The sequence below is a fragment of the Flavobacterium sp. J372 genome (assembly GCF_024699965.1).
Taxonomy (GTDB): domain Bacteria; phylum Bacteroidota; class Bacteroidia; order Flavobacteriales; family Flavobacteriaceae; genus Flavobacterium.
This window is the reverse complement of the sequence record NZ_JAJOMZ010000004.1, coordinates 911469-923416: the sequence shown is the minus strand read 5'-3', so window position 1 is coordinate 923416 and position 11948 is coordinate 911469. Positions and strand designations below refer to the sequence as shown.

The 11948-nt window shown below is 42.3% G+C and carries 12 protein-coding genes and 1 pseudogene; 5 read left to right on the top strand and 8 right to left on the bottom strand.

The features are described from left to right. Window positions 1-43 precede the first annotated feature (43 nt). From LRS05_RS04535 to LRS05_RS04525, 3 genes are read right to left on the bottom strand one after another with little or no spacing between them, the layout of a single operon-like run. Window positions 44-187 (bottom strand): DUF2256 domain-containing protein, encoded by a 144-nt coding sequence (locus LRS05_RS04535; RefSeq protein WP_374707755.1) that lies wholly within the window; start codon window positions 185-187, stop codon window positions 44-46. Continuing rightward, on the bottom strand, window positions 153-1487 hold the full coding sequence (locus tag LRS05_RS04530) for an AarF/ABC1/UbiB kinase family protein (protein WP_257867235.1): 1335 nt from the start codon (window positions 1485-1487) through the stop codon (window positions 153-155). The genes LRS05_RS04535 and LRS05_RS04530 overlap by 35 nt, the downstream gene beginning before the upstream one ends. Next, the gene (locus LRS05_RS04525) at window positions 1488-2144 is read right to left on the bottom strand and encodes a TetR family transcriptional regulator C-terminal domain-containing protein (RefSeq protein ID WP_257867234.1); all 657 of its coding nucleotides are present in this window, start codon (window positions 2142-2144) and stop codon (window positions 1488-1490) included. It lies immediately after the preceding gene. A gap of 157 nt (window positions 2145-2301) precedes the next feature. Between LRS05_RS04525 and LRS05_RS04520 the strand changes: the two genes are divergently transcribed. Together LRS05_RS04520 and LRS05_RS04515 are read left to right on the top strand one after the other, a co-directional pair. Continuing rightward, a complete protein-coding gene (locus tag LRS05_RS04520) occupies window positions 2302-3072 on the top strand; it encodes a helix-turn-helix transcriptional regulator (protein ID WP_257867233.1) in 771 nt (256 codons plus the stop codon). Window positions 3073-3137: 65 nt separating this feature from the next. Next, window positions 3138-3617 (top strand): DUF1398 domain-containing protein, encoded by a 480-nt coding sequence (locus LRS05_RS04515; RefSeq protein ID WP_257867232.1) that lies wholly within the window; start codon window positions 3138-3140, stop codon window positions 3615-3617. A gap of 28 nt (window positions 3618-3645) precedes the next feature. Here the strand turns inward: LRS05_RS04515 and lptB are convergent, their stop codons facing one another. From lptB to LRS05_RS04495, 4 genes are read right to left on the bottom strand one after another with little or no spacing between them, the layout of a single operon-like run. Then, window positions 3646-4431, bottom strand: coding sequence for an LPS export ABC transporter ATP-binding protein (gene lptB, locus LRS05_RS04510; protein ID WP_257867231.1), 786 nt, complete (start codon window positions 4429-4431; stop codon window positions 3646-3648). Between the two features lie 32 nt (window positions 4432-4463). Beyond that, window positions 4464-4820, bottom strand: coding sequence for a carboxymuconolactone decarboxylase family protein (locus LRS05_RS04505; RefSeq protein ID WP_257867230.1), 357 nt, complete (start codon window positions 4818-4820; stop codon window positions 4464-4466). Next, the gene (tatC, locus tag LRS05_RS04500; protein WP_257867229.1) at window positions 4813-5631 is read right to left on the bottom strand and encodes a twin-arginine translocase subunit TatC; all 819 of its coding nucleotides are present in this window, start codon (window positions 5629-5631) and stop codon (window positions 4813-4815) included. Before tatC ends, LRS05_RS04505 begins: the two co-directional genes overlap by 8 nt. Beyond that, window positions 5631-6596, bottom strand: coding sequence for an SIS domain-containing protein (locus tag LRS05_RS04495; protein ID WP_257867228.1), 966 nt, complete (start codon window positions 6594-6596; stop codon window positions 5631-5633). Before LRS05_RS04495 ends, tatC begins: the two co-directional genes overlap by 1 nt. Before the next feature lie 88 nt (window positions 6597-6684). Between LRS05_RS04495 and recQ the strand changes: the two are divergent. Beyond that, a pseudogene (recQ, locus tag LRS05_RS04490) lies at window positions 6685-8879 on the top strand (DNA helicase RecQ). 92 nt (window positions 8880-8971) lie between these two features. Here the strand turns inward: recQ and LRS05_RS04485 are convergent. Continuing rightward, complete coding sequence (locus tag LRS05_RS04485; protein ID WP_257867227.1) at window positions 8972-9211, bottom strand: hypothetical protein; 240 nt, start codon at window positions 9209-9211, stop codon at window positions 8972-8974. A gap of 99 nt (window positions 9212-9310) precedes the next feature. Here LRS05_RS04485 and LRS05_RS04480 point away from each other — a divergent pair, with 99 nt between their 5' ends. Next, the gene (locus LRS05_RS04480) at window positions 9311-10357 is read left to right on the top strand and encodes a DUF2891 domain-containing protein (protein WP_257867226.1); all 1047 of its coding nucleotides are present in this window, start codon (window positions 9311-9313) and stop codon (window positions 10355-10357) included. Between the two features lie 14 nt (window positions 10358-10371). Then, the gene (locus tag LRS05_RS04475) at window positions 10372-11922 is read left to right on the top strand and encodes an NAD(P)/FAD-dependent oxidoreductase (RefSeq protein WP_257867225.1); all 1551 of its coding nucleotides are present in this window, start codon (window positions 10372-10374) and stop codon (window positions 11920-11922) included. Window positions 11923-11948: the final 26 nt, after the last annotated feature.

The following is an 11948-nucleotide window of genomic DNA, read 5'->3' as shown; positions in this document are numbered from 1 at the left end:
TTTGTTTAGAAATAAAAAACCACGAATATATCATCCGTGGCTATTACAAATCATTTAGTTTTTCTGCATTTATCACTGCAGTACTTAACCTCATCCCAATTTTTTCCCATTTCTTGCGCCAGGAAAATTCGCGCCCGCAAGCAGTACATAGCTTAGACGGCAGATAACTCTTGTTGCCCTTGTGCATGGTATTGCTCATAGTCATTTATCTTCACATTAGCTTTCAGGTCTGAAAGCAGGCTGTACAACCCGAAGAAAGTACGGTTTACATATATAAAATGCTTAGAGCCGCGATTACCGTTCATCTTGCGCAATATTTTATCATTAGCAAGCTTTTCGCTCAAAGCCGCTACCTCGTTCATAAACTTAGGGTTTGAAAAATCAAACCACTCATGTTGCAGTGGTTGTGTAAAAACGCTGAGCAATTCATTAAACAAAGCCGTGAAAAACGCTATATCTTTCGGGGAATCATCTTTGCGCAAAATTTCAAGTTCGTACATCTTTCGTTCGAAGAAAACCGGGTCTTCCAGGCTCTCCTTACGTGCCAGCTCAAAATAAGGTATGTAAAATGAATCGGGAATCTTTTTCATGCACCCGAAATCAATAGTTACAAGCGAACCGTCGTCTCCAACAAGGAAATTCCCCGGGTGAGGGTCTGCATGGAAATATTTTAAATTATGGATTTGGAACATGTAAAAATTGAACAGTGCCTGCCCAACTTTATCTCGCTTTTCCTGAGACATCTCTGTTTTACAAAATTCAGACAGATGAATTCCGTCCATCCAGTCCATTGTGATGATCTTTTCACAAGACAGTTCAGTATAATACTGCGGAAATTTTAGGTTAGGAATACCGGCACATGCCTTTCTCACAAACTCACTCTGCTGCAATTCCAGCACATAGTCTGTTTCTTCTGTAAGTTTGTCTTCAATCTCCTGAAAATATTCATCAGATGTTCCCTGAAGGTTAAACATACGTATTGCAATAGGCTTCACAATTGCTATATCGGTACTGATACTTTCCCGAACTCCGGGATATTGAATTTTAACCGCCAGTTGCTTACCATCCTTTTTAGCTTTATGCACCTGCCCTATGCTCGCAGCATTAATGGAGTCAGGGCTGAATTCATCGAAAATCTGGTGGGGCTCCGCGCCAAAATATTTTTTAAAAGTTTTAATAACCAAGGGTGCAGATAAAGGCGGCACAGAGAACTGGCTTAGCGAAAACTTCTCAACGTAGCTCTGCGGAAGCAGGTTCTTCTCCATACTGAGCATTTGTGCCACTTTCAGCGCACTGCCCTTAAGCTCTTTAAGGCCATCATATATATCTGCGGCATTATTTTCGTGCAGTGTATCTTTGGTAAGCTCAGGGTTAACAATCTTACCACCGTAATATTTAAGGTAATTACCCCCTACCTTTACTCCCGTTGTAACCAGTTTGGCTACCCTGTCAATCTTTTTTGTGGGGATAGAATCTAATCTCTTCATTTATACCGTGAATTTTTCTTTCCAGATGAATTTGCCAAGATCAACCAGGCTTTTTAATGGTGTATTATATACCAGATCGGCAGATGCCTTGACTGATTTCTCAATATAGATATCTGTTTTCTCAAACCCGGGTGAAGTATCTTTTACCCAAAAGCGGAAAATGCTCAGAAACTGCATCCACGCGGCTTCTCTAAGGGCAGTACCCTGGGCTTTATCTGCGCGGCGATTTTCTATATTAATCGGTTTTTCAAGAATAGCTTCTGCGTAAGCGATAAATTCTTTGCGCAGCGGCGCAAGCTTTTGCAGGTTTTTAAAAGCCCCCTCATCAAGCATATAGACTATAAAGCTCCTGTTTGCGGTTGCAAGTTCAAAGAAAGTAAAATAGAAAGCAGAAAGTTTCTCTACCCCGCCAAATGAATTATACGTTGGTGACTGCTCCAGCGTTTCCATAGTGTGGTTGAACATCTCCGTGAAAAAGTCACGTTCAAGCACATCAAATGAAGCAAAATACTTGTAGAAGTCAGCTTCTTCAAAACCGTTTTCTTTACTGAATTTATATACCGATGCTGGCTTGTGGCCATGCATAAGGCAATAGTCGGCATACTTGTTTGTAATTTCGTCTTTAGTAGGCGCTACTATAACTTTTTTCGTTGCCATAACATACTGATTTTATACATCAAATTTACGAAGTAATTGCCTGAAAACCTGATAAACACGTGTTAATACTTTACAAGCCATATTCAAAAATTAATTCTGATTCATAAAGTTCAAACTCTGTTCATTAGCTATTGTTTAGAATATATTACTTTTGAGTATGCGGTTTGAAACTTATATACCTTGCGTGGCATTAAAGCCTTATATTAAGCAATTTGTAATTGCCGAGCAAGCTGAATCACTGCCTTATAAAGTATTACCCGGAGCATCGCTGGTGGTAGGGTTCCAATATCGTGGCAAGCTTAATATAATAATGAACGAAAAACCCGAAGCTTTAGCTAAAGCAGGCATAACCGGTTTAATGGATAAGTACAAATTATTCCTCAACTCTGAAAACATTGGCACAGTACTGGTATATTTTACAGAGACTGGAGCCTCTCATTTCTTTAAAATACCGCTTAATGAATTATTCTCTCAAAGCATTTCACTTGACAGCATCATCCCTGCTTCAACAATTAAAATTATACTTGAAAGACTGGCTAATGCTGATAATGATATCAAACGCATTGCAGTTATTGAACAATTCTTCATTTCTCAGCTGAATCCTGATATACATGATAAATTAGTTGAAGAGGCAATCCGGCTAATAAAAACTTCTGCAGGCACAATACGTATTTCAGACCTTGCTTCGCAACTCTGCATAAGCCAAAGCAGGCTTGAAAAACGTTTTAGGATAATTGTGGGTGCCACACCTAAGAAATTTGCATCAATCACAAGACTGCATCACCTGATCGAAAACAAGGGGCAAAACCTGACTATGACTGAATTGGGTTACACCGCCGGATACTTTGACCAGTCACACTTTATAAAAGATTTCAGGAATTTTACAGGGGAAACACCTGAGTCTTTCTTTCTTGGCAATATAAAATAAACGATTTTTTACAATTAGCGGGCTGTGGTGTTTTCAATCTTTGCGTCATAAAAAAAGATGTAATCATGAAAGGAACAACAGTACTGTGCATTATTTTGTGCATTACGTTTTCATTACAATCACAAAACCGAAACCCTTTAAAAGCAAATATTATGTTTACACTTGAGAAGATAGCAGCTATACATGCTACAGTAAAATCGGGAGCTGATTTCCCCAGATATGTGCAGGAACTTAAAGCCATTGGCATGAGCCATTATGATGCTTTTGTATCAGACGGGCATACAGACTATTTTGCAGTTGATGGAGAAAAGTTGATAAGCAGCGCAAAGTATAGTGAACTTTCTATTGCAGATAGCGCTGATAAAGACCGATTTGAAGAGCGCCTGAAACTTCACCAACAGGGCGGCACTGATTATATAACTTTCTGCCGGGATTGTGCTGATACAGGCGTTGAAAAATGGCGCGTTGATATGAATGCTATGGTATGCACTTATTTTGATAAAGCCGGCAATGTTGTACTTGAAGAAAGAATCCCGACTAAATAAAAAAGCCCTGCGATTGCGGGCTTTGCGTTTAAAAATTTTCCTGGTCCGGCACTGTGTCAGGGCCTTTGTGCATCTGGAAATCGAGTTTCTTTTTACGGAGCTCAAAATTTTGGCCCAGGTATACCTTACGTACCATTTCATCTGCGGCAAGGTCTTCAGGCACTCCTGCTTTGAGTATGCCGCCTTCAAACATTAGATAGGTTTTATCTGTAATCGCAAGCGTTTCCTGAACGTTGTGGTCGGTTATAAGGATACCGATATTTTTATTTTTCAACTGCGCCACAATACGCTGAATGTCCTCAACCGCAACAGGGTCAACCCCTGCAAACGGCTCATCCAAAAGGATAAATTTAGGGTCAGTTGCCAATGCTCTCGCAATCTCTGTACGGCGGCGCTCACCACCAGATAAAAGGTCGCCCCTGTTGGTGCGTATGTGCTGCAAGCTGAATTCATCTATAAGCGCTTCCATCTTGGCTTCCTGCTCTTTTTTAGAAAGATTAGTAAGCTGCAGTACGCTCAAAATATTATCTTCAATACTTAATTTACGGAATACCGATGCTTCCTGCGCAAGATACCCTATACCATGCTGCGCACGCTTATACATCGGGAAATCGGTAATCTCCATATTGTCAAGATGAATTTTGCCGCTATTAGGCTTCACAAGCCCAACAATCATGTAGAAAGAGGTTGTTTTACCGGCACCGTTAGGCCCCAGCAAACCAACGATCTCGCCCTGGTTTACTTCAACGGAAATACCTTTTACTACCGTACGCCCTTTGTATGTTTTTATAAGGTTATCTGCCCTTAATTTCATAATATCTGTTTCAAAAACTATTGTTAAAACGCTTATTCAGCCTGTGTATTGCCTTCAAGCGCTTCCCAAAACTCGTATGCCCTGCGCAGGTGTGGTATCACAATCGTACCGCCTACCAGCGTTGCTATGCTAAGCGCCTCCATAACTTCTTCTTTCGTAATGCCCTCTTTGTATGAGGTCTCAAGGTGATACTTCACACAGTCATCACAACGCAATACTGCCGAAGCTACAAGCCCAAGAAGCTCTTTAGTTTTCACGTCAAGCGCACCTTCCATATAAGCATTTGTATCAAGGTTAAAGATACGTTTAATAACCTTATTGTTGTCTGCCAGCAGCTTTTCATTCATCCTGCTGCGGTAATCATTAAATTCCTGTACTATATCAGCCATTTGCTTCTTCTAATTTATTCCTGTTCATCCTGGCAGCAATTAATATGCTCACCTCATATAAAATTATCAACGGGATTGTTACAATTACCTGGCTTACAACATCCGGTGGAGTCACAACCGCCGCCAAAATCAATATTATCACAAAAGCATGCCTCCTGTATTTTCTCAGAAAATCAGCCGATACAAGCCCAATTTTTGCAAGGAAATATATCAATATCGGCATTTCAAATACAAGACCGCATGAAATCACGGTAGTTTTTATAAGGCTAAGATATGAGTCAAGGTCAATATCATTTTTTACCACATCGCTAATCTTATAATTCCCAAGGAAGTTGATAGACAATGGCATGATAAGATAATACCCGAACAACACTCCTAAAAAGAACAAGATTGACGTTGATATTATGAACCATACAGCATATTTGCGTTCATTGGCATATAGCGCCGGACTTATAAATTTCCAGAACTGGTATAAAATGAATGGGAATGCTATGATTATACCTGCGGTAATAGATGTCCAAAGATCGGTACTGAACTGCCCGTCAAGGGTACGGCTCTGTATTTCAAAAGGGATGTTCGTTACGCAGAAGCTTTTATCCAGATCATACTTGTTTGCTAAATCACAAAAGAACTTATAAGTAATGAAATCAGAACTTTTTGGCGCAAAGACAATATTATCAAATATCCATTTACTGAATGTAAAAGCAACAACGGCACCAACAAGTATTGCAATTGTGCTTCTTACCAATACCCACCTCAGCTCTTCAAGATGGTCAAGAAAGGACATTTCACCCGGTGCTTTTTTCGCCATTATACTATGCCTTCTTTTAAAATATCATGTAAATGCAATATACCTTTATACTCACCGCCATCAACCACTACCAATTGTGTTATTGCAAAATTCTCAAGCGTATGCAGTGCGTCAATCGCCATTGTAGATGAGGGTATCATTTTAGGATTACGGGTCATAATATCTGCAGCCGTAAGCCCCGCAATGTTATCATGGTTGTTCAGCATACGCCTTATGTCGCCGTCGGTTATAATACCTACAACTTTTTCATTTTCAATAACTGCAGTGACACCCAGCCTCTTCTCACTTATTTCAACTATTGCCTTCTTAATGCTGCAATCAGGGCTTACCATTGGCCTGTGTGTACCGCCAAGCATATCAGCAACGCGCAGCAACAATTGCTTGCCAAGCGCACCGCCGGGGTGGTATTTTGCAAAATCTTCAGCGGCAAAGCTGCGCATTTCAATAAGGCAAACAGCCAAAGCGTCACCAAGAGCCAGCTGAACTGTTGTGCTGTTAGTTGGCGCCAGGTTGTTCGGGTCAGCCTCCGCATCTACATACGCATTTAGCACGTGGTCAGATTCTTTTCCTAAAAATGACGTTTTATTGCCTGTCATGCCAATAAGTACATTACCAAAGCGTTTAAGCAATGGCACAAGTACTTTAATCTCAGGGCTATTGCCGCTTTTTGATATACAGATAACAACATCAGCGGGCTGTACCATACCGAGGTCGCCATGTATGGCTTCAGCTGCATGGAGGAAAAGTGAAGGCGTGCCGGTTGAGTTAAAGGTTGCAACAATTTTCTGGGCAATGATGGCGCTTTTGCCTATCCCGGTAACCACAACACGGCCTTTGCAACTGTAAAGATGCTGTACCGCACTGGCAAAATCATCGTCAAGCAATGTTACAAGGCGGGCAACACTCTCGCTTTCAGATAAGATGGTCTTTCGGGCAGATGCAAGGATTGATGTATTACTGATCAAACTTTTTGAGTGTTTAAATAGTTGCAGTTTATAAAGAATTTAGTATCTTTAGGTTGTGCAAATTTATGTAAATTACTATTAATAAATAATGAAATTGGCCGAAATTGACTTACACAAAGAGTTAAAAAAATATTTTGGTTTTAACAAATTCAAAGGCCTTCAGGAAGATGTAATACACAGCATCATTACAGGCCATAATACATTTGTTATCATGCCCACAGGTGGCGGTAAATCACTTTGCTACCAACTCCCTGCCCTTGTGCTTGACGGCACTGCCATAGTTGTATCACCGCTCATCGCTTTGATGAAAAACCAGGTTGATGCCATACGCAGCCTGTCTCACGAGCAGGGCATTGCACACGTACTTAATTCATCACTTACCAAAGCCGAAGTGGCACAGGTGAAAAAAGATATCACATCAGGCATTACCAAACTATTATACGTAGCGCCAGAATCACTTACCAAAGAAGAATATACTCAATTCCTGCAGAGCGTTAAGCTGTCTTTTGTTGCAATTGATGAGGCGCACTGCATATCAGAATGGGGGCATGACTTCCGCCCGGAATACCGCAACTTACGCAGCATTATTAAGCAGTTAGGAGACATACCTATTATCGGGCTTACCGCAACAGCTACACCAAAAGTGCAGGAAGATATACTAAAGAACCTCGACATGCCTGATGCCAACACGTTCAAGGCATCATTCAACAGGCCAAACCTTTATTATGAAATACGACCAAAAACGAAGAATGTAGAGAGTGATATCATCCGCTTCATTCGCCAGCATAAAGGCAAATCAGGTGTAATATATTGCCTGAGCCGCAAAAAGGTTGAGGAAATAGCACAGGTATTGCAGGTGAACGGAATCAGCGCAGTACCGTACCATGCCGGGCTTGATGCGAAGACCCGCGCCAAGCATCAGGATATGTTCCTGATGGAAGACGTAGACGTGGTTGTGGCAACAATAGCTTTCGGGATGGGAATAGACAAGCCGGATGTACGCTTTGTTATCCACCATGACATCCCTAAATCTCTCGAAAGTTACTACCAGGAGACGGGGCGCGCCGGACGGGATGGCGGCGAGGGATATTGCCTTGCTTACTATTCGTACAAGGATATTGAGAAGCTCGAGAAATTTATGTCGGGCAAGCCGGTTGCTGAGCAGGAAATTGGCTATGCATTGCTGCAGGAAGTAGTAGCGTACGCTGAAACATCCATATCACGCCGTAAGTTCCTGCTGCATTATTTTGGTGAGGAATTTGACGAGGAAACGGGTGAGGGTGCAGACATGGATGACAATGTGCGCAACCCTAAAAAGAAAGTTGAAGCAAAAGATGAAGTAAAGCTTCTGCTGGAAACAGTGCGCGATACCAAGCAGTTATATAAATCCAAAGAAATAATTTTTACCCTTACAGGTAAAATAAATGCTGTAATTAAGGCGCATAAAACGGATGCCCAGAAGTTTTTTGGCGCAGGCCAGGATAAAGACGAAAAGTACTGGATGGCCCTCATCCGCCAGGTACTGGTGGAAGGCTTGTTAAGCAAAGACATTGAAACCTATGGTGTACTAAAAGTTACTCCTGAAGGTAAGGCCTTTATTAAATCACCACAGTCATTTATGATGAGTGAAGACCATGATTATGACGAAAGCGATGATGAAACAACGGTAACAGCGTCTAAATCTTCAGGTACTGCTGATGAAGCCCTGATGGTGATGTTGCGCGACCTGCGTAAGAAAGTAGCCAAGAAATTGGGCGTACCGCCTTTTGTGGTATTCCAGACCCATCGCTTGAAGACATGGCATTGAAGTATCCTATCAACCTTGAAGAGCTCGGCAATGTACATGGCGTAGGCGAAGGCAAGGCCAAAAAATACGGTAAAGACTTTGTGGAGCTTATAGCCAGGTATGTTGAAGATAATGACATTGTAAGGCCGGATGACCTGGTTGTGAAATCTACCGGAGCAAATTCAGGCCTAAAACTATATATCATTCAGAATATTGACAGGAAACTTCCGCTGAATGACATTGCCAAAGCAAAAGGTCTCGATATGGATGCGCTATTGAAAGAAATGGAGCAGATTGTATATAGCGGTACGCGACTTAATATTAAATACTGGATTGACGAAATTCTTGATGAAGACCAGCAGGAGGAGATTCACGACTATTACATGGAATCGGAATCTGACAACATTAAAGATGCGCTGAAAGAATTTGATGGCGACTACGACACCGAAGAACTTCGCCTAATGCGGATTAAATTTATAAGTGAAGTAGCGAACTAGTTTACAGTCGCAGTTACAGTTTAAGGTCCCCGCTTCATGGGGATTTTTATTTACAGTGCCACACTGAAAACTGAGACTGTGACTGAATACTTTTATTGTTCAGCGTAAACCTCTCCCCTATGCGGCTTCAGCGCATCTCTTACCTGTATCATATACTCTTCCGTTACAACCATCCAGGCAGTGCTGTACATTTCATTCAATACATCAAAACCTGTGATGTCCAGCGGCAGTTTTTCTATAGCAATATATTCTTTGAGGTGCTTCTCGTGATGCTCAGCGGTTTTGGCAGCCGCAGGTCCACGGAAATCCCATATCAGTTTTATTTTTCTCATGGCTGAGTGGCAAAGTTCAGAGTAGCAAAGTTACAAAGTTTATAGAACGCGGATGACGCGGATTTAGCTGATGACGGCGAATTTTTATTATTTTTGATAATGAAACATTTCTTTTTCTTATTACTCATCGCTGCGTCAGGTTTTTCACAGCAACTTACACCACAGCAAGCCAATGCACTTTCAAAGCTTCCGCTGAAATGCCTTCAGCAGGAATATCCAAACAAGCTAAGTCAGCTTCTTGCCGACTCGAACGAAATAGCCGGACCAAAAACCTTACATCCTGCATTTTACGGCTGTTTTGACTGGCACTCATCCGTACATGGGCATTGGAGCCTTGTATATTTGCTGAAGAAATTTCCAAACCTTGAAAACCGGCAGGAGATAATCAATAAGCTTAAGGTTAACCTATCCAAAGAAAACATTGCTGCTGAAATCGCTTACTTCAGCAAAAAGCATGAGAAAAGCTACGAACGCACTTACGGTTGGGCTTGGCTGCTAAAACTTCAGCAGGAACTTGACAGCTACAATGAACCCTTCGCCAAAGAATTAGCCATGAACCTCCAGCCGCTTACAAACCTATTAGTTGAAAGGTATATTGAGTTTTTACCGAAATTGAATTATGCCCTCCGCAATGGTACGCATACCAATACAGCTTTCGGCCTCAATCTTGCATGGGATTACGCAGTTGCATCAACACACACGGCACTTCAGGAAAGCATCCGTACCAACGCCATACGCCTGTTTATGAATGACAGAGACTGTCCGTTTACCTGGGAACCAAGCGGTACCGATTTCCTCTCACCCTGCATGGAAGAAATCGGAACCATGCAGCGCGTTCTTTCGTCAAAAGATTTCCTTAAATGGCTGAAGGATTTTGCACCGCAGCTCTTCCATAAAAAGTTTGTGTGGGAACCGGGAAAGGTATCTGACAGGACAGACGGGCACCTGGTACATTTGGACGGGCTAAACTTTAGCCGGGCATGGAATATGTATGCGCTCGCAAAACAATATCCTAAAGAACTTGGCCATCTCAAAGCATTGGCTGATACACACATCAACTATTCTCTACCATCAATTACAGATGGCAATTATGAAGGCGAGCATTGGCTGGCATCGTTTGCTTTGTATGCATTCGATAAAAAATAGCGTATTTTTGCCGCATGCCGAAAGAATTACAGATACAGGTTGCTCCGGAGGTGGCAGGAACGCCGCATTTGCTTAAAGAACACGTTGCCAAATTGACGAAAACATCTCCATCGGACATTGGGCATGTGGCTATACTTAAGCGAAGTATTGATGCAAGGCAGAAAGCCGTAAAGATTAACCTTAAGCTTGCTGTATTTAATGTTGGTGAATATACGGAAACTACTATACCGCTACCTGATTACAAAGATGTTTCTAAAGCGCGTGAAGTTATAATTGTTGGCGCAGGGCCAGCGGGATTATTTGCCGCACTACAGTTAATTGAACTTGGTCTTAAGCCTATAGTGCTGGAGCGGGGTAAAGATGTGCAGGAACGCCGCCGTGACTTAAAAGCCATTAATCGCGACCATATTGTTAATGAAGATTCTAACTACTGTTATGGAGAGGGCGGTGCGGGAACCTATTCTGACGGTAAGCTTTACACACGCTCCAAAAAACGTGGTGATGTTGACCGTATCCTTCGACTATTCGTAGCATTTGGTGCCTCGCCAGAGATATTGGTAGAAGCACATCCGCACATAGGCACCAACAAACTGCCGAAGATTATTAAAGCGATGCGCGAGAAGATAATTGAATTTGGAGGTGAAGTAATTTTTGATACCCGTGTTACCGATATCCTTATTAAGGATAACGCAGTTGAAGGAGTAGCAACACAGAACGGCAATAAACACTTCTCAAAACAAGTCATATTGGCAACAGGCCACTCTGCCCGTGATATTTTTGAGCTGCTTGACCGCAAGAAAATATATATTGAGGCCAAACCGTTTGCCCTCGGTGTGCGTGCCGAACATCCGCAAAGCCTTATCGACAGCATACAGTATAGCTGCGGTTTTGATGGCCGTGGCGAATTTCTGCCTCCCGCACCCTACGCTATAGTAAAACAGGTAAACGGGCGGGGTATGTATTCTTTTTGCATGTGCCCCGGCGGTGTTATTGCACCATGTGCCACAAGTCCGGGTGAAGTGGTTACTAACGGCTGGTCTCCTTCAAAACGCGACCAGGAAACGGCGAACAGCGGTATTGTTGTAGAGCTGAAGCTGGAAGATTTCAAGCCTTTTGCCAAACACGGAGCACTGGCAGGAATGGAATTCCAGAAAAGCATTGAACAGCAGGCATGGCGCATGGCAGGAGAAACGCAGCGTGTACCCGCACAACGCATGGTTGACTTTACGCAAAGTAAGGTTTCAGCAGATATACCTAAAACATCATATGTACCGGGAACAACCTCAGTTGAACTAGGGCAGGTATTTCCGGGATTTATAACACAGACATTACGCCAGGGCTTCACGGAATTCGGCAAATCAATGCGCGGTTACCTTACTAATGAGGCTATACTTCACGCACCCGAATCAAGAACATCGTCACCGGTACGTATTCCACGCGATAGTGAAACCCTTCAGCACGTTCAGATAAAAGGCTTGTATCCTTGCGGAGAAGGCGCAGGCTATGCCGGTGGAATTATTTCTGCAGCGATTGATGGAGAAAAATGTGCTTTAAGGTGTATTTAGCCAGTATTTAATTAATATACAAAAAG

What these genes read in the sequence shown, in the direction of transcription:
- LRS05_RS04535 (WP_374707755.1), bottom strand. Translation starts at nt 187, where the DNA reads ATGCACAAGGGCAACAAGAGTTATCTGCCGTCTAAGCTATGTACTGCT.
- LRS05_RS04530 (WP_257867235.1), bottom strand. Translation starts at nt 1,487, where the DNA reads ATGAAGAGATTAGATTCTATCCCCACAAAAAAGATTGACAGGGTAGCC.
- LRS05_RS04525 (WP_257867234.1), bottom strand. Translation starts at nt 2,144, where the DNA reads ATGGCAACGAAAAAAGTTATAGTAGCGCCTACTAAAGACGAAATTACA.
- LRS05_RS04520 (WP_257867233.1), top strand. Translation starts at nt 2,302, where the DNA reads ATGCGGTTTGAAACTTATATACCTTGCGTGGCATTAAAGCCTTATATT.
- LRS05_RS04515 (WP_257867232.1), top strand. Translation starts at nt 3,138, where the DNA reads ATGAAAGGAACAACAGTACTGTGCATTATTTTGTGCATTACGTTTTCA.
- lptB (WP_257867231.1), bottom strand. Translation starts at nt 4,431, where the DNA reads ATGAAATTAAGGGCAGATAACCTTATAAAAACATACAAAGGGCGTACG.
- LRS05_RS04505 (WP_257867230.1), bottom strand. Translation starts at nt 4,820, where the DNA reads ATGGCTGATATAGTACAGGAATTTAATGATTACCGCAGCAGGATGAAT.
- tatC (WP_257867229.1), bottom strand. Translation starts at nt 5,631, where the DNA reads ATGGCGAAAAAAGCACCGGGTGAAATGTCCTTTCTTGACCATCTTGAA.
- LRS05_RS04485 (WP_257867227.1), bottom strand. Translation starts at nt 9,211, where the DNA reads ATGAGAAAAATAAAACTGATATGGGATTTCCGTGGACCTGCGGCTGCC.
- LRS05_RS04480 (WP_257867226.1), top strand. Translation starts at nt 9,311, where the DNA reads ATGAAACATTTCTTTTTCTTATTACTCATCGCTGCGTCAGGTTTTTCA.
- LRS05_RS04475 (WP_257867225.1), top strand. Translation starts at nt 10,372, where the DNA reads ATGCCGAAAGAATTACAGATACAGGTTGCTCCGGAGGTGGCAGGAACG.